The 22,046-nt window shown below is 60.7% G+C and carries 15 protein-coding genes; 7 read left to right on the top strand and 8 right to left on the bottom strand.

The genetic code is table 11. The features are described 5' to 3' along the window. Nucleotides 1-209: 209 nt before the first annotated feature. Nucleotides 210-743 (bottom strand): hypothetical protein, encoded by a 534-nt coding sequence (locus tag WKF55_11755; protein MEJ7760250.1) that lies wholly within the window; start codon nt 741-743, stop codon nt 210-212. Between the two features lie 98 nt (nt 744-841). Between WKF55_11755 and WKF55_11750 the strand changes: the two genes are divergently transcribed. Continuing rightward, the gene (locus tag WKF55_11750; protein MEJ7760249.1) at nt 842-1,015 is read left to right on the top strand and encodes a hypothetical protein; all 174 of its coding nucleotides are present in this window, start codon (nt 842-844) and stop codon (nt 1,013-1,015) included. Here the strand turns inward: WKF55_11750 and WKF55_11745 are convergent. Continuing rightward, on the bottom strand, nt 1,000-1,464 hold the full coding sequence (locus WKF55_11745; protein ID MEJ7760248.1) for a YceI family protein: 465 nt from the start codon (nt 1,462-1,464) through the stop codon (nt 1,000-1,002). The two genes, WKF55_11750 and WKF55_11745, sit on opposite strands and share 16 nt — an antisense overlap. 91 nt (nt 1,465-1,555) lie before the next feature. Between WKF55_11745 and WKF55_11740 the strand changes: the two genes are divergently transcribed. From WKF55_11740 to WKF55_11730, 3 genes are all read left to right on the top strand, one after another. Beyond that, nucleotides 1,556-4,912, top strand: a complete 3,357-nt coding sequence (locus WKF55_11740; protein MEJ7760247.1) for a DNA methyltransferase — start codon at nt 1,556-1,558, stop codon at nt 4,910-4,912. After that, nucleotides 4,897-7,281, top strand: a complete 2,385-nt coding sequence (locus WKF55_11735; GenBank protein MEJ7760246.1) for a DEAD/DEAH box helicase — start codon at nt 4,897-4,899, stop codon at nt 7,279-7,281. The genes WKF55_11740 and WKF55_11735 overlap by 16 nt, the downstream gene beginning before the upstream one ends. 108 nt (nt 7,282-7,389) lie before the next feature. Then, on the top strand, nt 7,390-8,295 hold the full coding sequence (locus tag WKF55_11730) for a hypothetical protein (protein ID MEJ7760245.1): 906 nt from the start codon (nt 7,390-7,392) through the stop codon (nt 8,293-8,295). 259 nt (nt 8,296-8,554) lie between these two features. Here the strand turns inward: WKF55_11730 and WKF55_11725 are convergent, their stop codons facing one another. The 3 genes from WKF55_11725 to WKF55_11715 all read right to left on the bottom strand — a co-directional run bounded on the left by WKF55_11725 (nt 8,555) and on the right by WKF55_11715 (nt 14,173). Then, the gene (locus WKF55_11725) at nt 8,555-11,560 is read right to left on the bottom strand and encodes a carboxypeptidase regulatory-like domain-containing protein (GenBank protein MEJ7760244.1); all 3,006 of its coding nucleotides are present in this window, start codon (nt 11,558-11,560) and stop codon (nt 8,555-8,557) included. A 110-nt stretch (nt 11,561-11,670) separates the two neighbouring features. Next, nucleotides 11,671-13,110 carry an SDR family oxidoreductase gene (locus WKF55_11720; protein MEJ7760243.1) on the bottom strand — a complete coding sequence of 480 codons (1,440 nt, stop codon included), beginning with the start codon at nt 13,108-13,110 and terminating at the stop codon, nt 11,671-11,673. Nucleotides 13,111-13,198: 88 nt separating this feature from the next. Next, a complete protein-coding gene (locus WKF55_11715) occupies nt 13,199-14,173 on the bottom strand; it encodes an aldo/keto reductase (GenBank protein ID MEJ7760242.1) in 975 nt (324 codons plus the stop codon). A gap of 133 nt (nt 14,174-14,306) precedes the next feature. Between WKF55_11715 and WKF55_11710 the strand changes: the two genes are divergently transcribed. The 3 genes from WKF55_11710 to WKF55_11700 all read left to right on the top strand — a co-directional run bounded on the left by WKF55_11710 (nt 14,307) and on the right by WKF55_11700 (nt 18,813). Next, nucleotides 14,307-15,683 (top strand): amino acid permease, encoded by a 1,377-nt coding sequence (locus WKF55_11710; protein ID MEJ7760241.1) that lies wholly within the window; start codon nt 14,307-14,309, stop codon nt 15,681-15,683. A gap of 95 nt (nt 15,684-15,778) precedes the next feature. Then, a complete protein-coding gene (locus WKF55_11705; GenBank protein ID MEJ7760240.1) occupies nt 15,779-16,237 on the top strand; it encodes a YaiI/YqxD family protein in 459 nt (152 codons plus the stop codon). 290 nt (nt 16,238-16,527) lie between these two features. Further along, nucleotides 16,528-18,813: a catalase gene (locus WKF55_11700; GenBank protein ID MEJ7760239.1), complete on the top strand. Its 2,286-nt coding sequence runs from the start codon at nt 16,528-16,530 to the stop codon at nt 18,811-18,813. Nucleotides 18,814-18,933: 120 nt separating this feature from the next. Here the strand turns inward: WKF55_11700 and WKF55_11695 are convergent, their stop codons facing one another. From WKF55_11695 to WKF55_11685, 3 genes are all read right to left on the bottom strand, one after another. Continuing rightward, entirely contained in the window at nt 18,934-19,713 is a 780-nt protein-coding gene (locus tag WKF55_11695) for a VOC family protein (GenBank protein ID MEJ7760238.1), read from the bottom strand. Between the two features lie 67 nt (nt 19,714-19,780). Further along, nucleotides 19,781-21,316: an NAD(P)/FAD-dependent oxidoreductase gene (locus WKF55_11690; protein MEJ7760237.1), complete on the bottom strand. Its 1,536-nt coding sequence runs from the start codon at nt 21,314-21,316 to the stop codon at nt 19,781-19,783. Further along, nucleotides 21,309-22,046 (bottom strand): lycopene cyclase domain-containing protein, encoded by a 738-nt coding sequence (locus WKF55_11685; GenBank protein MEJ7760236.1) that lies wholly within the window; start codon nt 22,044-22,046, stop codon nt 21,309-21,311. The genes WKF55_11690 and WKF55_11685 overlap by 8 nt, the downstream gene beginning before the upstream one ends.

The following is a 22,046-nucleotide window of genomic DNA, read 5'->3' as shown; positions in this document are numbered from 1 at the left end:
CGTCTCCCATGCAACGTGCCGGGTAGTCTCTCAGCCACTGTAGCCATGCGGCTCCAGCGGCGCTGGTTGCGGTCACCTACGCCCAATTGAATGATCCGGCGAGCCATGAACTTCGAGAAAACCTATTTCGGCGTGTCTGTGAGTAAGCCGTGCAGCGCAGTCAGGTTCGGTGCACCCAGGAGCGCAACACGCCTGATAAACCGTCGAACTCAGGGCAGCTGACCGAAAAGACGGTCGCGTCGAAATCTATACTGCCGTCCATCGCGATTAATGACGAGCGTGGGACCTGGAAGACCGTCGGCGGGTCCGGGGTCTACCGATGTGATTGAATAGTCGCCGTAGCCTTCGCTCGACTTGAAATTTACTCGTCTGCCATCCAGACTCCAGCGGCCCAGATCGAAGAGCGGTGTCCCGGCTTCTCCCTGGAGAACGCGATTCGGATCGCACCTCAATCTCGCGTATACGATGATGCCGTATAGCGCCCGCCGGTTCGAGACCTTCGGATCGAGATGAAGTTCGCCGTCAAAAATCTCACGTGGACACGCCGTATTCTCAATAATCACGGGTAATGGCTGCCCATCCACAGCCTCTAACTTATAGCCCCCGCTTACGCTGGAAACATCCGGCCCGGTAGTGAGCACCGAGCATGATGCAAGGAGGGTGATCAGCGACAGCGCTCGGAACCAGAAGCGCGAGTTGGACGGCCAGTCGAGGTAAAGTCGCCGCGTGCTTACGCTCTGCAATTTCGGGCTACTGGAAAAATCCATAACTCTCAAGCGAGATTTGATAGGAACCCGCACAATCACCGTCGTCAAAGTATCGCCATCCACAGAACAAAGGTGTGCGCGTCCAGAAGTATTCGACGTGGCTTGATACCTATCGGCGCATCGGCGAGCCGCTCTGGTGCGCCTTTCTTTATCCCCTTGGAGGCGCAGTCATCTTCTACATATTCCTGCGAGCTGTAATGCGAGGGCAGAACGTACAGTGGAAGGGGCGGGATTACGTGTCGACCTGACGTTGCGGCACAGCCGCGGCTGTTTCCGCCACGATATCAGTGAACTCCACATCTACCGATATCCTGATTTCATCTCCGACGACAAACCCGCCGGCTTCGATCGCCTGATTCCAGCTCAGCCCGAACTCTTGCCGGTCAAGCTTTCCTTTCGCGCTGAACCCAACCCGGGCCATGCCCCAGGGATCGCGGACTGAGCCTTCGTTCGTCACGGCGAGCTCGATCTCACGGGTTACATCCCGGATTGTCATGTCGCCATAGAGTGTGAACTCTCCCTTTATATCGCCTTTAATTCTTTTCCCCACGAACCGCATTCCGGGCCACTTCTCCGCATCGAAAAAATCGGGTGATCGGAGATGAGTGTCACGTTGCTCCTGGCGGGTATCGATGCTGGCCGTCGTCAGGAGGACCTCCAGCTCGAGCTTGGCGGGCTCCGCAAGATTCCCCTTCAACGCCTGGATCCGCAAGAGTCCTCAATCCGCGGTCTTGGCGACCCCGGCCCCCGACCCCCGGCAATCCCCCGTTTCCTCCCGTAACAGAACGATGTCGGCCGCCCCCGCCACCCGCGGTAGCGTCGACCCCATGCACTCCCTCGCTTCCGCCTCGGCACTCCTGAGTCGCATTACTGATATCAACAGCGCTACCGCCCTCCTCGCCGAACTGGGATTCACGACCGACATCGTCCCACTCGACGCAGAATCATGCGAACGACTCGGACTCCCCCACAACATCAATTCACCGCACATCGCCCGCGGCAAAGGCGCTCTGTCCGCACTGACCTTTGCGGCAACAAGCCCCTCCGCACTTCGCTCAGCCATCAGCGATTGCGCATCTCACCTCTCACAAACCACCCCACACCTCCTCTGGCTCATCATCGCAACCGCCGATACCGGCGAGATAGCCATCGCCTCATGGAGCCAGGACACAGCCAAGCCCCGAATCGCCGCACTTATCGCAAACCGCAACAGCATCGTCGACAGCGACGCTGAAACGATCTGCACACTCTCCGCAGCCACCACCACCTCAGACTCCCTCACCCACCAGCGTTGGCTCGAAACACTCGGCCGACAATCAATCGGCCGCAGCTTTTTTCGATGCCTTCAACGCTCCGTCAGCGACATGGCACAAGGCCTGGGTAACGCCACATCGCAATCCGATGCCGCCGAACTGGCACTGGTCTACACATCCCGCCTCATCTTCCTCTGCTTCCTCGAAACAAAGGGATGGCTGAATCGCGATCACGCATTCCTCGCCAACACTTACGCCGACTGCATGGTTACCGGCGGACGCTATCATGAAAGAGTACTGGCTCCGCTCTTCTTCGGCACGCTCAACACGCCTCCCCGCAACCGCGCCCCCCGGGCTCGCTCCTTCGGCAAGGTGCCATTCCTCAACGGCGGGCTCTTCGCACGCTCCCCACTCGAACGCAACCTCCGCAACGCCCGGTTCACCGATGAATCACTCGGCAACCTCTACGCGAATTTGCTCACGAGATACCGCTTTACCGCACGCGAAGACTCAGCCGTCTGGTCCGAAGCCGCAATCGATCCGGAAATGCTTGGCAAATCGTTCGAATCGCTGATGGCATCGTCGAACCGGAAAACAACCGGCGCGTTCTATACACCTCAGTCCCTCGTCGGCGAGCTCACCACATCAGGTCTGACAGGCGCTCTCTCTGGCCCCCACACAGAAATTGAGACGATAGCACGTGCTCTCGCTGGCCAGATCCCGGAACCAGAAGCACGGGAGGAGATTCTGGGACGAATCTCCAGCTTTCGCGTACTCGACCCGTCATGTGGATCGGGCGCGTTCCTCGTGCATATCCTCGAACAGCTTTCCACACTGTGCACCCGCCTGGGAGACGTCCGGCCACCCCACACGATTCGGCGATCGATTCTCACATCCTCCATCTTCGGCGTGGACATCAACCCCATGGCGGTCTGGCTGTGCGAGCTGCGGCTCTGGCTGTCGATGGCAATCGAAGATCCCGAGCGAGACCCAATGAAAGTCCGGCCGCTGCCAAACCTCGATCGACACATCAGGGTTGGTGATTCCCTCTCGGGCGGCGGCTTCCATGACCGCGACACCTTCCGCGACGCGAGGCGACTGGCAACCGCCCGCGCGAAGTACGCGCGAGCAACCGGACCGCGCAGAAAAACCCTCGCCCGCGCTATCGATCGAACCGAGCGGGCCTGCGCCCTGGAGAGCCTCGCAGCAACGATCCGCGCCCTCACGCTCACACGACTTGACCTTATTGCCACTGCACGGTCTCGCGACCTTTTTGGACATCGTCTCCCGCCACCGGTCAGCATCGCTGCAAGCCTGGCGACGATCCGCACGGCAATGCGACAGGCCCGCCGCGAAATGCGATCAATCGGGCGCGGAGCAGCCCTGCCATTCTCCTTTCAGACACATTTTGCCGATGCGGGCGCAGCGGGCGGATTCGATCTCGTGATCGGCAACCCGCCCTGGGTGCGAACCGGCAACTTCAACCCCACTGCACGCGCCAGTTTTCGACAGGACTTCTGGGTCTTTCGGCATTCTGCATGGGCGAGCGGCGCGCAGTCCGCCGGCGCCGCAAGCGGGTTTGCCTCTCAGGTCGACCTCGCTGCTTTGTTCATCGAGCGTTCTGTCCGTCTCACCCGCCCGTCCGGAACAATCGCACTGCTGGTCCCAGCCAAACTCTGGCGATCGCTGGCGGGAGGCGGAGTCAGAGAGTTTCTCCTGCGCCATACGCGACTCACCCAGATCCACGACCTGACCGATTCACCACAGGTGTTCGATGCCGTGGTCTATCCATCGCTGGTTGTAGCCACGGTGAACCCGGTTGTGCCGCGCCGTTTGCCAGGGATCAGCCAGTCGCGGGAAACGGTGACCATGCCCGCCGGCAGCGCCGATCCCATGGGATCCCATACGTTTTCGATCCCGCTCGACAGAAAATCTTCCCATCGCATCGAATGTCCGGGCGGCAGCGCGTATGTCCATCGCCGCTCTGTAGTCGCAACATGGTCGTTCGACCCGGCGGGACTTGCCTTCGATCCATCGCCTGGAAGCCCGTGGCTGCTGCTGCCACCGGAGGTTCGTACAGCATTCAACCTGCTAGCCGCAGCCGGCATTCCCTTGAGCGAAAGCATCATCGGCCGTCCGTTGCTCGGAGTCAAAACGGGGTGCAATGAAGCATTCGTGGTCGAGCTGGTCGACGAGAGCTGCATCGATGGAGTGTCGATCGTAAAGTCGGCGGGGCGGTCCGGTGAGATCGAGAGCACCCTGCTTCGCCCGCTCGCGCGAGGCGACTCGGTTGTGCCATGGAAAACAGTGCCGGCCGGTTCCCGGATCGTCTGGACGCATGGCGACGACGGGCTGGCACTCCGTCAGCTCCCCTCACATGCCCGCAAATGGCTGGGAAGCTGGCGGCGCCGGTTGGAGGATCGCAGCGACGCGTCCGGCAGGGAACGGTGGTGGATGCTGTTTCGCACGGAAAGCGCAAGCGCGGAAGCCCCGCGCGTCTTCTGGTCTGATATCGGAAAGATACCGCGCGCGGTTGCGATTCCTGCCGGCGATCCAGTAGTGGCGCTCAACACCTGCTACGTCGCGCGATGTCGCGACATGACCGATGCACACACTCTCGCAACGCTGCTGAACTCGCCGGTCACGGCCGCGTGGCTGAATGCCATCGCCGAACCCGCGCGCGGTGGCTACAATCGCTATTTAGGGTGGACAGTGGCTCTACTTCCTGCACCAAAGGACTGGTCGCGCGCGCGCGGGATCCTCGCTCCTATTGGCGCAGCTGCTGCTGGTGGACAACCGCCTCCGCTGCACGAGCTCGTTTCAGCTACCCTCGATGCCTACGGAGTCAGCCATGCGGAAGTGGAAGCGCTGATGACATGGAGCGTTCGATAAGCGCTACTTCGGGAACATTGCGCGTCGCCACTCCTGACGCAGTCCGATCATTCATATCCCGATGGTGGCTGGGCGATGCAACCTGCACCGCATCGAACTCTCACGAAATCGCCCTCGGCGAAATTACGCTGCGACCACACCAACAGTCGGCCGTCGCACGTCTTGCAGCCGCAATCAAGGAGTTTGGCGGTGCACTACTGGGTGACGAAGTCGGAACCGGTAAAACGTTCATTGCCCTCGCGGTAGCGCGGCATGCCCGGAGCATACTTGTTGTAGCTCCTGCATCGCTGGAGGATATGTGGCGCCAGTCCGCGCAACGCGCGGGAATTGCAGTGGCCTTTACATCATTCGAGCTGTTGAGCAGGAGGCGACGACCCCACGAAAACTGCGCCTTCCTCATCGTCGACGAGGCGCACCATGCTCGCAACCCGTCGACTGCCAGATACCGGGAGCTGTCAGCGCTGGCCTCCAACACACCTACCCTGCTTCTATCAGCCACGCCTGTTCATAACCGATCGAGCGATCTGCCGGTGCTGCTTGCACTGTTTCTCGGCTCTCGAGCCGGATCGCTGAGCGATCCCGAAATCTCCCGATGCATCATTCGTCGTGAGCGTGAGACTGTCGGTGAGGGGCAGGCAATTCCGGTTGCTGAAGCGGCCGAGTGGGTGCATGTGACGCGGGATGATGCTTTGCCGGCGGCTGTGTTGGCCCTGCCGCCGCCACTGCCTCCACGCGACGGCGGGGACGGGGGCGTGTTGATCGCCAGATCGCTCATCAGGCAATGGTCGTCAAGCGAATCAGCTCTGCTGGGAGGGCTGAGGCGCCGCCTTCAGAAAACTGCCGCGCTGATTGCCAGCCTGGAATGCGGCGTATTTCCCTCTGACGCTGAGTTGCGTGCATGGGTCGCAGGCGAAGATTCGATGCAGCTCGCATTTCCGGAGCTGATCGCGCCGCCCACTCGCTCAGCAGCAGAATACCTCGGCATGGCGCGGGCGCATCGCGAGGGGCTGCTCGAGATCTTCCGAAGCAGGGATCACACGCGGCAAGCTGACCAGGAGCGCGCTTCGGCGCTCCTGCGGATCGCGAAACGGCACGAAGGGGTCAAGATCGTCGCGTTCTCGCAGTACTCCGATACGGTCAACGGATTGTTTCGGTCGCTTGCAGGGCGCGGTCGGTCGGCGGCGCTTACAGCGCGAGGCGCAAGAGTAGCGGGCGGAACGATGTCGCGGCGGGAAACTCTCGACTGTTTCGCCCCGCGCGCTCGACGTGCATCACCACCGAGCCCCGCTGAGCAGATATCGCTGCTCCTCACTACGGATATCCTCAGCGAGGGTGTGAATCTTCAGGACGCCGGAGTAGTGGTGCATCTGGATATTCCCTGGACACCGGCGAGGCTGGTGCAGCGCACTGGCCGAATCGTGCGCCTGGAATCGGAGCATCGACGCGTGTGGTCCTATGTATTCAAACCTCCTGCGAGTGCCGAGGCTCTGTTGCAATTCGAGCAGATCATCGCGGACAAACTCACCATCGCGCAAGCCAGCATCGGAGGCGATTATCACGTGCTTCCCCCGTTTGCAGACCTGCAGGCGTACGGCGGGGCTGCCGCATCGCCGCCTTGCGCGCCCGTAGTTACCGGTACCGGGGAGACAAATCGCGGGCTCCGGGAATCTGCCCGCACTGAGGTCAAATCAGGTGGGGTTGCGGCGCCAGCAGCGGCGGAGGCGATTCGTCGCGCTATGGCGACATGGCAAGGTGGTGATCCTGATTCGCAATGCCAATCCGCTCATCTGCCGCTTTCGACGACCGGCTTTCTAACGGCCGTCGCCGCTAAACGCGAAGGCTTTCTCGCGGCGTGTGTCCTGAACGGGCGGAAGGTGTTGTTGACATCGAACGACGGGCATGCCACCGGGGATCTTAATGCAGTATGCGAAACAGTGACAGTGACGCAGATAATCGGCAGCGTCGAGCCTGTATCCCGGATCGCATTGCGCGCCGCGCTGTTTGCTCTGCACTCGCATTTCCGCGCAGTCGATGCGATGCGTGGTATCACGCCCGGCGCCGTTTCGGTGACGCAGGCGCGACGCGCTTTGCTGAGACGAATAGCTACTGTTTCCATTCGTGCGCAGCCTCATCTGCGAGGTCGGGCTGCTGCCGCCGCAGATCGTTCTCGCGCCGTGGTGCTCGCGACGTACGGAATTGAGGCAGAGCGAGCGCTTTGCCAGTTGGCGTCGTCAAAGGTGAATGATGAAGACTGGCTTGAATCCATCGAAGCTTTCGGCGCGGAGTACTCCCTCGCTGCGTCCGAGGATGAGTCAGATGGCTCGTCCATCGCAGCGTTAATTCTGTATCAGTGCAGCCGGGATACGTGATTTGGTTGACAGCGGAAACCAATCGCTGACGGTCGATGGCCACATCGAATTTATGGTTCGCGCCAAGGCAGGAATTACCTGCCCAGACTCCACAGACGAGGAGGAAGGATGCGAACCATCTGGAAACGCGCAACGTATGTCGCAGTGATTACCGGAGGAATTGCAGTGGCGGCGGTGAGCTGCACGGACACGGCGACTTCACCGCGGAAGTCCGACGTAAATCACAGCGTGAAGCCCGCCATCAACGGCAAGGTGAATGAGCTCCGGGCAAAGTATGGCTGGCCGGGAGACTACCATACGCGCGCGCTCGAGTACGCCTTCAGCCAGCTCATGAAGCAAAACGCCAGATCGCTCTCGCCAGCGGCCAAGTGCCGCCTGGCTGAAGCAGCACTCAGGGATTTCAACAAGGCGTACCGAAAGGATGGACAGCCGATGCCTTTTGCGGACGTTTCCTTCGCCGGCACCGCCTGCAACAGGGGAGCGAAGCAGCAGATCGTCGAACCGTCCGGAGTTCCGGGAGTTCTCCGCAAGAACGAAATCTCGGCTGACGCCAGCGCGCTTCTCGCTCAGGTCGATGCCGCAGTCGATAATAACGAGTCGGTGGAGGCGATTCGCTCGGCCATCTACTCCATCCAGGGCACCGCCGCGTTCAATCTCCAGGAGCTGGAGGCAGGTGCAGTGATCTCCGCCGGCGAGGTTGCCATCAGCTCGGTCGACTACTGGGATGCCAATCAGGATGAGTGGCAATCGGGGGGGATTGGCGGAAACAACGACGGTCCAATTGCCTACGCTCGCAACGGCTACCCTACCGTCCCCTCTAAGATTGTGGTTGGTGCATCGGGCACGGAAGTCCGTCTCGGACTGACCCAGCGGGAGAAGCGAATCATCAAGGCGGATATCGGTGCGTTTATCGGGACGATCGTGTACGAATGGTTTCTGGGCCCAATCGGCTTGAGCAATGCTGCTGGGCGAGCTGCGGCTGCCTCGATTGCTGCGGGGATTCTGCCTTACTGAGCAGGACATCCGCGACATTCCGGACGAGCGCCACGGTAGCAACCGACGTGATTGCGCCACTCCGGCAACAACCAGACATGATCGCGCCACCCCTATGGTTGAGCGCTCCGGCCCCGCCGGGGCGCTCAACTGTGCTCAGCGCGCTCTTATTAACAAGAGCCCCGCACGTCCACGGGTTACATCACCTGTCTGGTACTACGCTCTTCGTATATTCCGGATGGCATCACTACAATCGGACCGCTTCCACCCTAACCGGTGCTCACCGCTCTATTCGGAATCCCACTTGCAGTCGCAACGGTGCCGCCCGCCTGCGCGGCGCGCCGAATAGCGATGTCGGATCCTTGCTGACCGCATCGTTAACGCTAAGGTTGCGTTGCACAATCGCATCGGACGCAAGCGCGTTGAACACGTCTCCGCTAATCACGTAACTCAAGCCTCCGGCGGTGAAGCGCTTTTCACCTCGCAAGTCAACCGTCGCGTACGAAGGATATTTCCGGGCTCCTCTTTCCTCGATGAGAATGCTCTGGCCCAGCACTCCGGCAAACAGCGAGTCCTCGAGCATGCTGCGGTCGGACAGGAGGAATTGATACCGCGGCGTAATCTGGAAGCCCGGCGTTATATATTCGCCGAGGGTGAAGGTCGTGAACAGGCCGCCGCGGATTCCCCACGGAAGCTGCCCCGTCAACCACGCCTTCGTATCGAAAGCAGGGATGCCCCCCAGCCGTCCATCGGTATTGATTCCTTCGTTTCGGCGCACTCCAGGGCCGGCGGTGAACCCCGAGCGGGTCGTCGCGAAACCCGTAAGGCCCTCGACATTTCCGCGAATGTCCGTGAACGTTGCCGAAGCGAACGCGCTCCAGGTCTGCTGTTCCGTTCGCACAGACGCGGACAGCTGATTGGTGCGGCGCCTCGCGCCGGGCAGGGTCGTGAGCGCGATGTCCGGCTCGAACTTGAGCCGGTCGATATCCGCGAATGAGAAACCCGTGAGCGGAGGCTGGGACCGGAAAAATCCGTCGCGCCTGCGGATGAGCGCCCGAACCAGGTCGTAGTTCGAAATCCACACCTGTGGCAGAACGAGCGGGTTCCCGAACTGGTCGAAGATTGGCTGCTGCGTGACTCGGTCGCGCACTGCCACATTCGGGAGCAAGCTGTAGTTCTGATCAAGATTGCGATCTACCAATCCGACGATGTCCTTGTTGACTCTGTTGGCGAAGGAAACCTCGACTTTCCATCTTTGACCGAGCTCCTTCTCGATCGACAGCACCGTCTGGCGAACATAGGGCTGTCGAAAGTTCTCCACCGACCCCGCCTCGTTCAGGATCGTCTCGAGGTAGGTGGGAGAAAAACCTGTAAACGTGTCGAGCCGCGCGTCGCGTTGAGCCGGCGTGAACGTGGTTCGGCTATCACCGATTGGCGGACCCTGAAAATAGAAATGCTCGTTGGTGTAGGAGTTACTACCTGCTGCCCTGTCGAAGAAAAGTGAGCTCATCGACTGATGATATGTCCCCAAGTGTGCCTTCACGACGAAGTCATTCCGGCCGGTCAGGTCCCAGATCATTCCGATTCTACCATCCGGCCTCGCGTCGCTCGCTGCCAGAAATTTCGCTTGCGACCTGTCGCCGGCCAGCCATCCCTTCCAGCGTCCAACCCTCACTCCGGGCGTGATTGTGAAATTCGGACGGATGCTCAGATAATTCTGAAAAAACAATCCGAGATCCTCGATCTCGGAATCGATGTCGACCTCGCCGCCCCACTCGTTGGCCGCATCGACCCAGCTTGCAGCATCGAGGGGATTGACCGTCCCCGTTGCCGGATTCACGTACGGCAGCCACGTCATCCCGCCATTCCGCGTACGCGCTTTCTTCCAGAAGCCTCGTGTGTATTCACCCCCGACGACGAGCCGGTTCACTCCGCCAAACGCAGCATGCTCTTTCCGGTAAGTGAGATTCCCGCCGAGACTGCGTGGCGCCGTCCTTTCGCTGAAGATGGCGTTTTGAAAGACGGGTTGACGTCCGGCGGAGAAAACCTGCACCGCGGGTACGCTGTCACCGGCGTATCCCACCGTGCTCTGGCTCGAGGTGAACCCGGCCAGCTTTGCATCGAGCGAGCTGGTCAAACCCGTCCTCGCCCAGATGGCCTCATAGAACGTCGTTGGTGATCTGACCCTGTTCGACGCGGCGGGGTCATCGATGCCATCGAGATTCGCGTGCTCGGCTCTGTTGCTGGTGTGACCGACGAGCGCGTCGAGGCGATCGAGCGGACCTGGCCTCAGGGTCAGCTTGCCGATTCCGCGAAGATCCCGGAATTGCTGCTCCACAGGCCTCACATCATCCGGAATTACCGTCAGCAGCTGCGGCACCTGAACATTCCGATCGGTAACGATTGCACCCAGAAAATAAAAGAGCCGGTCGCGCACGATCGGGCCCCGCATGTCGCCGCTGAACTCGCGCCTCATGGATTGCTCGGCGCCTTCTTCATTCGGCAGGATGTTCGAATCAGTCAGCCGGGGTGAGATATAGTGGGAGCGAAGCGCGCCGCGCCAAACGTTCGATCCGGTTTTCGTGATGGCATTTATGATTGCGCCCTGGAACGCCCCATGCTCGGCGCCTGCTCCCAGCCCTCGTAACTCGAGGGATTCGATCCAGTCGATGCTCGGTGCGAGGAAATCTCCGCCGATCCCCGGATGGTTCACGGCAACGCCGTCAAGTTGGTAGTTGTTCGCTGCCTCACCCGCCCCGCCCCATACGAACCCATTACGCACGCCCGGTACCAGCTCGACAAGCGAAGCAGCCGTGCGACCCATCGGGACCAGCGCAACGTCGGCAACTTCGATGCGGCGCGTTAGTTCACTCGTGGCGACATCGATAGAGGTAGGACTGGAACGGACCTCGACTGTCGAGAGCAGGGTTGGCGATGCGCTGAGCGTGACGCGGATCTCGGCGGTTTGTCCCGCCATGACGCGCAGGAAGTGCAGCTGCGCCACCCGGTGGCCAATACGACGCGCAGTCACGCGGTACAGTCCGGGGTTCAACCCTCCAACACGGAACCCGCCTCGCTCATCGGTAACCGCCGTGTGCGTTTCGCCGCTGTCGTTACGTTCGACCGAAACAGTGACATCTGCCAGTGGTGTACCGGCTTCGCTTACGGCCGCACCCGACACCGTTCCGGTTGCCTGCCTGCCCTGCGCTGCAAGGGGGCAGGACATGAATGCGATCGCAGACGCGCAGACGAGCGTGCGACGGCGGGCAGACCAGAGGTGGATCATCGCACTAGCTGTCTGCGTTTTCGAGATGGCTATGCCTCCACGGACGGCGACCGGCTGGCCGCATCCCCAACTTGTGGTGATGCGACAGATGTCGCAATTACCAGCCGCGATCAGCTCCGGCGCTGTTCATCCAGGGCCGCGCGTGCGACACCCTGAAGCATTCCCTTGAACACCAGTTGATGCAGTGGATACAGCGCATACCAGTACGCTATCCCGACCTTCCCCACTGGGTCGAAAGTCGCGGTTTGCCGAATGATCGCTGACGAACCCTCGCCGGTAACCTCGAATTCGAGCCATGCTCGCCCCGGCAGTTTCATTTCCGCCACGAGCCTCAGGAGCCGGTCAGGCACTATCGATTCAACGCGCCAGAAATCGAGTGTATCGCCGACGCGAAGCGTAGTGGGAGAAGCACGTCCTCGCCTCATCCCTGCCCCGCCGGCGACAAGATCGAGCAACCCGCGCACGTCCCAGAGCCAGTTCCACGCATACCATCCGGTGTCGCCTCCAATGCGCTGGATAGGCCTGAACGCCATTTGCGGTGTGGTGGCCACGCTCACCGTGCGGGAGTCAATGAGCTGTGGTTCAAACTGTACTCCATCCCACGAGCGCGATTCCCCTGCTGATGACCGTGCGTCTGACCAGCGCGTCACCAGATGCTGGGCTTCCTCGCCGGCAAGCGCGCGATGAATGGCATCGTTTACCCCAACCGGACGTATGGCGAAGGTCGTGAGCGCCGCCTCATCGCGAACCACTGTCGTGTGAACGATGCTCTCGATCAGTTTTCTTCCGATACGCGCATACAAAGGTGTGACGAGCCCGAGCCACAGACTCGACAGGAACGGAGTAAGAACCGGAACCGGCAGCATCCGAAAACGTTTACCGCGCTGGCGCGCATATACGCGCATGATTTCCGCATACGAGACCTGATCGGCACCGCCAATCTCGTAAACGCGGTATTGCGCGATGGGCAGCTCAAGCGCCGCAACGAGATATTCCAGCACATCGTCGATAGCGATCGGCTGCGCCGGGACGTTCACCCATTTCGGTGTGATCATGATCGGCAGGCGCTCAACCAGCGAGCGAATCATTTCAAACGACAGGCTGCCGGAACCGATGATGATCGACGCGCGAAACTCGAGCACGGGCACGCCGGACTTGCGCAGGATATCTCCTACCTCCTGGCGACTGCGGAGATGGGGCGACAGCACCTCGTCCTCCCTGCCCAGGCCTCCCAGATAAACAATCCGTTTCACACCCGCACTCATCGCTGCTTCGCCAAAGTTCAGCGCAGCCTGCCGGTCGGCCACTTCAAACGACCCACTCGAACCCATGGAGTGGATGAGATAGTAAGCCACCCCAACCCCACGCATCGCAGAATTGAGACTCGCCCGGTCGAGGACATCGCCCGCTACTACTTCTGTCGGAGAGATCGCCTTTTGCCCAAGAACTTCAGGACGGCGCGCGAGGCAGCGCACCTTATGACCATCCTCCTGCAGTCGTTGCAGAAGACGGCCGCCGACGTAACCGGTTGCTCCGGTGAGGAGTATCATCGGGCTGTTCGCATCTGTCGTTCGCCTCGGCGTCATTGGCTCGCCCCGGCTTTCTGTATCAATGGTCGCGAGTCCCGGACACCGTCGGTCAATGCCCCTTGATTGCGTGAGGCCGGTACGCGGCCTCGAGCCGGCCGACCTGTTCGTTGCTGAGGGTCAACTCCAGGGCTCTCGCCGCCGTATCGAGATGTTCGACCCTGGTCGCGCCAATGATTGGCGCCACAACCCCCGGACGCGATAACAGCCACGCGAGCGCTACCTCGCCCGGCTGCGCACCAATCTCTTCGGCCACGGCCTGGTTTGCTTCAATGACTTCCGAGTCGCCCGGCGAATCGTACAGACCCACCGCGTATTGATCATTCTCGGCCCGCATCGTTCCACCAGCGTCAGCCGGCCCGGTGCGCGCGAGGCGTCCGCGCGCCAGCGGCGACCACGGGATCACACCCACTCCGTCCTCGATGCAGAGCGGAATCATTTCTCTTTCCTCCTCGCGATACATGAGGTTGTAATGATTCTGCATCGATACGAAACGAGCCCAACCGTTACGCTCGGAAACCGACAGTGCCCTGGCCATCTGCCATGCGTAACCTGAGCTCGCCCCGATGTACCGTACCTTCCCCTGCTGAACCAGATGCTGCAGCGCGCCGAGGGTCTCCTCGATGGGCGCTGTTCCTTCGAACCGATGAATCTGGTACAGGTCGATAGTCTCAACGCCCAGTCGTCGAAGGCTCGCCTCGCAGCCCTGAACAATGTGTTTTCGCGAAAGCCCTTCCAGGTTTGGCCCTTTCCCCATCGGGAAATGAACCTTGGTGGCAAGCACGATCTCCTCCGTGTTCGCCATCTCGCGCAATGCTTTGCCGGTTACTTCTTCGCTTACTCCCAGGGAGTACATGTCCGCGGTATCGAAGAAGTTTATTCCAAGGTCGAGAGCCTTACGGTAAAACGGTCTTGCCTCGGCTTCATCCAGTATCCAGGGGCGCCATTTCGAGCTTCCGTAGCTCATGCAGCCGAGGCATATGCGCGAAACGGTGAGACCGCTTCGACCAAGTTGTGCGTATTGCATCGTACCCCCCCGTCCGGATTTTCGATTGTCGCTTCGCTGCAACAATCTCGTAGCTTGTGTTGTCGCTGCACAGCACGCAGACCAGCAGCCCCGAATGCATGATAAATCAGCGCACTCTTGAAAGGACATTGCGATGACCTCGCGACCCACTGCCGATTTACGATCCGCCAGCACTTCGGAAAGTGTTATCCGCGAGGACCGGTTGCCGCGCAGCCTTGGGGTGTGGAGCGCGGCGGCAGCGGCGGTAGGCCTGACAATTGGCAGCGGCATCTTCCGCGTTCCAAGCACCGTGGCCGCAGAGTCGGGGAGCGTCGGCGCAGCGATTCTCGTCTGGGTGCTTGGCGGTGTAATCACCCTCTGCGGCGCGCTGACCCTCGCCGAGCTCGCGGCAATGTTCCCGCGCGCGGGTGGATTGTACGTGTACCTGCGCGAAGCATACGGCCCACTCGCTGCTTTCCTCTTCGGCTGGTCCTGGTTTTTCATCCGCTCGGCAGCCTCGGCAGGAACTGCGCTGATTTTCGTTGCCTACCTGCGGACCTTCGTGCCACTGGAAGACGGACAGGGGCGAATGGTGGCGGTAGCGCTGATTATTCTGGTCGGATTGGCGAATTACCGCTCGGTACGGCTGGGCGCCGCCATTCAGAACGCGTCGACGCTGGCGAAGGTCGTCGCGCTTCTAGTTCTGGCGGTGGCGATTTTCGCGCTCGGCGATGCACAGGCAGGTGCGCTCGCGACGGCACCCTCGTTATCACCGTGGAGCTCCGGCGGTTTCGGTGTCGCGCTCATCGCGGCGCTTTTCGCGTATGACGGATGGATTGCGGCCACGCTCGTTGCGGGGGAAATCCGCGATCCCGAACGCGCCCTTCCACGGGCACTGGGTGGGGCCGCGGTAGTCATCGTGATCGCATATCTCTCCATTAACTTGGCGTATCTGTATGCTCTTCCTCTCGCGGATATGGCAGCGTCGAAGGCCGTCGCCGCTGACGCAATGACTCGCGTGGCCGGCGCAGGTGGTGCGGCGCTGGTCGCGGCCCTCGTGATGCTCTCGACATTTGGCGGACTCAACGCCGGGATCATGACCGGCCCCCGCGTGTTCTACGCGATGGCTGAAGATCGGCTGTTTTTCCGCAGCGTTGCCGCAATTCATCCGCGTTACCAGACACCACATGTTGCAACCGCGGTAATCGTCGCGCTTACGGTACTCAACGCTTCGGTAAGGACATTTGAGCAGCTCGCCGAGGCGTTCGTTCTCCTGCTCTATCCGTTCATTGCGATGACTGTAGCCGCAGTGTTCGTGCTTCGCCGACGGCGTCCAGAGCTTCACCGGCCTTATCGCACCGCCGGTTATCCAGTTATCCCCGCAATCTTCCTGATTGGCGTATCAGTAATGATGGCGAATGCGCTAATCAAGCGACCCTCGGCGACTTTGCTCAGCGCAGGGATTGTAGCGGCAGGTTTGCCGGTCTATCTGATCTGGCGGAGTCAGAGGAACAGAACCGACGCCGGCTGAAGCAGCGAGCAACGCCTGGCGCTCCTCATGTGTCGCGACGATGTTTGTCGATCACCTTCGTTACCCAGTCGCATCACGTTAACCCATTCGCATCGATGAAGCTGTGGATCGATGCGGATGCAGCGCCGCGTGAGGTAAAGGAGGTCTGCTTCCGCGCGTCCGAGCGGCTGGGGCTCGAGACTGTGCTGGTCGCCAACCAGCGGGTTCAGCTTCCCGCCGGCTACGCGTCCCTCACGGCAATCCGCGTCGACGGCGGGCCTGACGTGGCCGACCTCTACATCGCAGAGCACGCCGAGGCGGGCGATGTCGCGGTCACGGCCGATATCCCGCTGGCTGCGCTGCTGGTGCCGAAGAGAGTTGTCGTGATCGACCCGCGAGGCGAGGAGTACACCGCGGAGAGCATCGGCGAGCGGCTCTCGGTAAGAAATTTCATGGACGGTCTTCGAAGTTCCGGCGTGGAGACCGGCGGCCACGCGCCCTACGGTTCGCGCGAAAAACAGGCGTTCGCCAACGCACTCGACCGGGCGCTGACGAGGGCACTCAGGCAGAGCTAGTCGGAATTACGAGAGCTTTCGCCGACCGAGCGCAGCTTTTGCATGGGGCGTGGGAAACAAACTCGCTGCCACTCCGCGAATGCGGTCGGGGCAGGGTCCCGGGCTGCGAGTCCAGCCTCTCTTTCCCCCGTCCATCCATGGCTAAAAAGAAAGCGCCGGCCCCGCCGGCTTCCCAATTACCGAAGAGCAGCAACTCGAAATCCGGATCGTCGGCTGCAAAAACTCCTTCCCGGAATACTTCGAGCAGTCCGTCGAATACCGCCCCGCCACCGCCCAACGACATGCTATCGGTGAAAGCCGCAGATACCGAAGCGATGGTCTCCCAGGTTACGCACAACACCAACAAGCCCGGCGAATTCGGCGCCGCGAATGCGGTCGCACCGCCCACTGGCTTCTCCGTGGAAGCACCGTCGCCGGTTGTTGGGAGCAGCACCGTCAGCGAAGCCAACGCGTCGGACAAGACTGGAACTGGCGATTCACCGGACGGTGTCAATCGGATGACAGGGCCGCTCGACCGCGTGCGGGTGGACAACAGCGGGCGCGCCCTCACCACCAATCAGGGCGTCGCCATCGGCGACAATCAGAATTCGCTCAAGGCAGGGCTTCGCGGGCCAACGCTGCTCGAGGATTTCATCCTTCGCGAAAAAATCACCCACTTCGACCACGAGCGAATTCCGGAGCGCATCGTTCACGCTCGCGGCTCTGGCGCGCATGGTGTGTTCGAATGCTACGAGCCGCTCACTGACATCACGCGCGCGGCTCCTTTCAAAGAAGCGGGCAAGCAGACACCGGTGTTTGTGCGCTTCTCCACTGTCGCCGGGGAACGTGGCTCGGTCGATACCGCGCGCGACGTAAGAGGATTTGCCGTCAAATTCTACACGGACGAAGGCAACTGGGATCTCGTGGGAAACAATATCCCTGTTTTTTTCATTCAGGACGCAATGAAGTTTCCGGACCTCATTCACGCGGTGAAGCCTGAACCTCACCACGGCATGCCGCAGGCAGCGTCAGCCCACGACACGTTCTGGGATTTTATCTCACTGATGCCAGAGTCGACACACATGATCATGTGGGCGATGTCGGATCGCGGTCTTCCCCGCAGCTACCGCATGATGCAGGGGTTCGGAGTTCACAGCTACCGCTTTGTAAACGAGGCGGGCGAATCGGTCTTCGTGAAGTTCCACTGGAAGCCGAAGCAGGGAACGCATTCACTGGTATGGGACGAAGCCGCAAAAATAATGGGCGCCGACCCGGATTTTCACCGCCGCGATCTTTGGGAGGCAATCGAGGCTGGCGAGTACCCGGAATGGGAGCTCGGACTCCAGATCTTTACCGAAGAAGAGTCTGAACGATTCAGCTTCGACATTCTTGATGCGACCAAAATCATACCGGAGGAGCTCGTGCCGGTCAGGCCCGTTGGCCGCATGACTCTGAATCGCAACCCCGACAACTTCTTTGCCGAAACGGAGCAGGTTGCGTTCTGCACGGCGCATGTGGTGCCCGGTATCGACTTCTCCAACGATCCCCTGCTCGCCGGACGAATCCACTCCTACGTCGACACTCAGATCTCGCGACTTGGCGGGCCGAACTTCCACGAGATTCCGATCAACGCTCCTGTTGCGGCCGTCCACAACAATCAGCGCGACGGCATGCATCGCCAGTCAATCGCGCGCGGACGCGTTTCTTACGAGCCCAATTCGCTTGGCGGCGGCTGTCCTTTTCAGGCAGGCGCCAAAGGCTTCGTGTCGTTCCCGCAGCCGGTGCAGGAAGACAAACTGCGTGGCAAACCTGAAAAATTCGCCGAGCATTACGCGCAGGCGACGCTTTTCTACAACAGCCAGACCGATTGGGAAAAGCAGCACATTGTTGGCGCATTGCGGTTCGAGCTGAGCAAGCTCACGGTTCCAGCAATCCGCGTGCGGATGGTTGCATCGCTGCGAAACGTGGACGAGGATCTGGCAGCACAGGTCGCGAAAGGACTTGGCATCGATCTCCCGGATCCATTGCCACGTGTACTCGAGAACCCGCCGAAGCCAGAGGTCACCGAGTCACCGGCATTGTCTCTGACAGCGCTGCCGGGTGAAGTTGGTATCCGCACGCGAAAGGTTGCCATTCTCATTGCGAATGGCGTCGACGGCGACTCATTGAAGTCGCTGCATTCCTCCCTCACCAACGCCGGCGCGGTACCGCGTTTTGTGGGCCCGCGACTTGGCACTTATTCCACGACAAGCGGTGGCACTCTCGAGGCCGATGCGTCGATGGAAAATTCTCCAGCTGTACTGTTCGACGGTCTCATCCTTCCCGACGGAGAGGCTGGGGTACGGGCGCTCGCTTCGGACGGTCACACGATGGAGTTCGTGACCAACCAGTACCGGCACGCCAAGACGATTCTCGCGCTCGGGGCGTCGCGCACATTGCTCGAAAAAGCCGGCATTGCCGGCGCTAAAGATGGCGCAAAGGCCGACCCAGGTCTGCTCATCGTCCCCGGCGCCACCGGCAGCACCGCCGACAAGTTCATCGCCGCGCTCACCAGACATCGCCATCCCGAGCGCGAGAGCGATCCGCCGATGGTGTGACGCTGGGGGCCATTCTATTCACCGCAACGCTGCGCAAGCCACTGGTTTGCGCAGCGTTGGTGTATTCGGTATCAGCTGCCCGTCACACGCCGCCTTCCGATTGCGAGGCGCGCTTTCGTTCTACGTCATTGGAAAATATTTGATGACATAAAACATGATCCCTTGCGGTGAGCTTACGCCGGCCATGCGTCCCACGCCATCGATATCCATCAATGGCATGAAGACACTCCCCCCCAGCTCAGTTACCCTCTCCGCAGTCTTGTCGGGATCGTCAACCGTGAAATAAGTCGCCCAGTGCGGGGGCATTTCCCCCATTTCGCGCGTCAGCGGAAACATGCCTGCCACCGGTTCGCTACCGAGGCTGAAGGTCGTGTACTTGAAACCCGGCATCTGCTGGTCCTCGGACGTCCAGCCAAAGAGCTCACTGTAGAACTCCCGCGCGCGTCCGGCGTCCGTCGTCAGCGTCTCGAACCAGCTTGGAGCGCCGTGCTGCGTGCTGTCTCCGTCCATCCCTGGCTGATTCTTCGCCTCCCACAGATCGATGGCGGCACCGTTCGGATCAACGCATCCGACCATTCGCCCGTTCTCCATGATGTCCATCGGCGGATTCGCGGTTCCGCCGAGCGCCGTCACTTTTTTAACCATGTCGTCGGCGCTGTCGATCTTCACCATGACACCGATTGCGGGCGGCGTTCCCGGCGGCGTCATGGGGCTTTCGAGGTCCCACAACCCTCCGATATTATGCCCATTCATCTGGATGATGTTGCCGGAGTCCATGCCCGGAACGTCGGTGTAGGTCCAGCCAAGGAGCTTGCTGAAAAACTCTCGTGCCTGCGGCGGCTGCGGCGTGAGCATGTTGATCCAGCAGAATTCACCCGTTTTCCGTATTCCCGTCGCCATCGTAACCTTCTCCGTTGGAATATTGTGAGAGACCGCAGATAATTTTACGACATAAGGAGTTGTCTGCTCAGATCTTTCGCCGGCTCAGGTCTCGAAGGAGAACCCGGGCCGCGTTTCGCCCCGAGGCGCCCATGATGCCGCCTCCCGGATGAGTGCTTGCGCCGGTGAGATAGAGACCCCCTAGATGAGTACGATAGCCGGACATACCGGCAAACGGACGCAGCGAGAACATCTGACTGACACTCATCTCCAGGTGCATAACGTTGCCGCGGTGCAACCCCAGCTCACGCTCCAGCCAGAGCGGATGCTGGAATAGCGAGCCGACGACTCGCTCACGGGTTCCCGGGGCATAACGCTCGTAGGCGGTCAGAATCCGGTCGGCAATGACAGGGCCGATCTCATCCCAGTTTCCGCTCGCGAGCTCGTACGGAAAATATTGAGCCCACAGCCACAGCACTTCGCCTCCGGGCGGGGCGAGAGAATCGTCTACCGCTGAGAACGTCATTGCTACAATCGGCGGTTCAGCTGCGGGCTCGCCGCGCAGATAGTCGCCATATGCGGTCATCAGTTGCAGACGATTCTCGCATAACAACTGGAGCGCAACGCGCGCCTCGGCGCCCGGATGCGCTGTGTATGATACTGGCCCGCTCAGTGCGAGTCGCAGTACAGCGCCGAACCCATTTCCGGCGCGCATGCCCAACGCTCCCGGTGGCCGATGTGCCTCGGGCAAAAGGCGCCCGAAAGTCTCCATCGCGTGAGTCCCCGAAATCACCGCACGCGACGTGTAAATGGTGCCCGCAACGCGCACACCCACGGCTCGCCCGCCCTCGACAAGAATCTCGTCCACATGCGCGGAGACATGCACTTCACCTCCGTTGGATTGCAGTTTTCTGCGAAGTGCTTCGCTCAGCATTCCCGAGCCCCCGCGCGGTCGGGCGATACCCCCTTCATGATAGAGTGGCTGCCACAACAGGAACGGCGCCGAGAGCGGCTCGGTTGGTGGCGGACCGGACTGCGCCGCCATCCACACCAGCGGCGCCTTTACTTTTTCTTCGGAGAAGTAGCTGTCCGCCACTTCACCATACGGGCGCAGGATCGTCCCGAGTGCGCGTTGCCAGTCGTTGCGAAGAGCGCGGTTGAATACAAATCGCTTCCCCAGTTCAAGCGGACCCGGCGGGCTGAGAAATGCTTCCTTGACAAGGCCTGCGAAGGGCCGCCAGTCATCGATAAAACGTTTGTAGGCTTCACCCTGCGATGGGAATTTCGCTTCGAGCTCCGCAACCGTGCGATCCTCATCACGGTAGATGAACATTGAGTCTCCATCAAGAAACGGAGCGAAGAACAGCGGGTCCAGTTCGAGGTATTGAAGCCCGAAGCGTTCGAGGCCGAGCTCCTCGACAATCGGCGTGAGGCGGATAAGGATGTGCGCGCTGCCGCCAAGATCGAACTGATAACCGGGGATGACTTCTTTTGTCGATACAGCGCCGCCCACCTGATCCCTCCGTTCGAACACAGCGACACTGTAACCGGCTTGCGCGACGTAGCAGGCAGTGACGAGCGCATTGTGACCGGCACCCACGACTATTACGTCGTAGTCAGGCATCGACGCGGCCGCGTACTCGCGCTGGCGGAGCGATGAACAGGATCAGGCCCTGGACTACAAGGATGTTGGTGACGAGAAAAAAAACCGCTTCCTCAATTGGCAGGCCGAACAGTTCAAGTCCGAAGCTGTGAGCATCCGAGATGCGCCAGATTCCAGCACGGATCGCGATCGCATCCGCTACGGACAGGTATAAAGTCGGAATGGCCACGCCGAGTAAGGCGGTTCGTCGATACGTGAATATCCGATGTCCGGCGTATGCCCATTGCGCGGCAAGGATGGGAGCGGCCCAGACGAGAATGAGACCGAGGTAGGTGCCTTCTGGACGCGTGAGACAAAATGCGCCAGCGACGGCGGCGGTGGCATAGGAGAGAGCGCCGGCAATCCGGACGCGATTTCCGAAACCCGGCACAGCCTGTTTTACGTGAGCCCGCCCTTCCCTTCCCATCAAATGATAAAGCCAGCAACCCGTCAACAGCGGCTGCAGAATGAAAAAAAGGTATTCCTCCATCGGCACATAACCAACCACGCCGGCAACACGATCCGGATCGTAGGCCCATGCACCACGCCACACCAGATAGTTGTCCCACGGCGTTGCGTACAGAAAGGCGATCAGCGCGAGCAGCAACAGGAATCGCAGCGCCCGGCCGTCGACTTTGCGCCACGGTCGCCCCGCCGCGAGCAGTATCAACGGTGGAACGATGAAGTAGAAATGAAACTGCAGGTACGTCAC

The organism is Gemmatimonadaceae bacterium (genome assembly GCA_037721215.1).
In the GTDB taxonomy this organism is placed as follows: Bacteria; Gemmatimonadota; Gemmatimonadetes; order Gemmatimonadales; family Gemmatimonadaceae; genus UBA4720.
This window is presented reverse-complemented; position numbering and strand designations above follow the sequence as displayed.

Coding starts and splice junctions, on each gene's coding strand:
- WKF55_11740 (MEJ7760247.1), top strand. CDS start 1,556: ATGTCGGCCGCCCCCGCCACCCGCGGTAGCGTCGACCCCATGCACTCC.
- WKF55_11735 (MEJ7760246.1), top strand. CDS start 4,897: ATGGAGCGTTCGATAAGCGCTACTTCGGGAACATTGCGCGTCGCCACT.
- WKF55_11705 (MEJ7760240.1), top strand. CDS start 15,779: ATGAAGCTGTGGATCGATGCGGATGCAGCGCCGCGTGAGGTAAAGGAG.
- WKF55_11720 (MEJ7760243.1), bottom strand. CDS start 13,110: ATGATACTCCTCACCGGAGCAACCGGTTACGTCGGCGGCCGTCTTCTG.
- WKF55_11725 (MEJ7760244.1), bottom strand. CDS start 11,560: ATGATCCACCTCTGGTCTGCCCGCCGTCGCACGCTCGTCTGCGCGTCT.
- WKF55_11690 (MEJ7760237.1), bottom strand. CDS start 21,316: ATGCCTGACTACGACGTAATAGTCGTGGGTGCCGGTCACAATGCGCTC.
- WKF55_11710 (MEJ7760241.1), top strand. CDS start 14,307: ATGACCTCGCGACCCACTGCCGATTTACGATCCGCCAGCACTTCGGAA.
- WKF55_11730 (MEJ7760245.1), top strand. CDS start 7,390: ATGCGAACCATCTGGAAACGCGCAACGTATGTCGCAGTGATTACCGGA.
- WKF55_11695 (MEJ7760238.1), bottom strand. CDS start 19,713: ATGGCGACGGGAATACGGAAAACGGGTGAATTCTGCTGGATCAACATG.
- WKF55_11715 (MEJ7760242.1), bottom strand. CDS start 14,173: ATGCAATACGCACAACTTGGTCGAAGCGGTCTCACCGTTTCGCGCATA.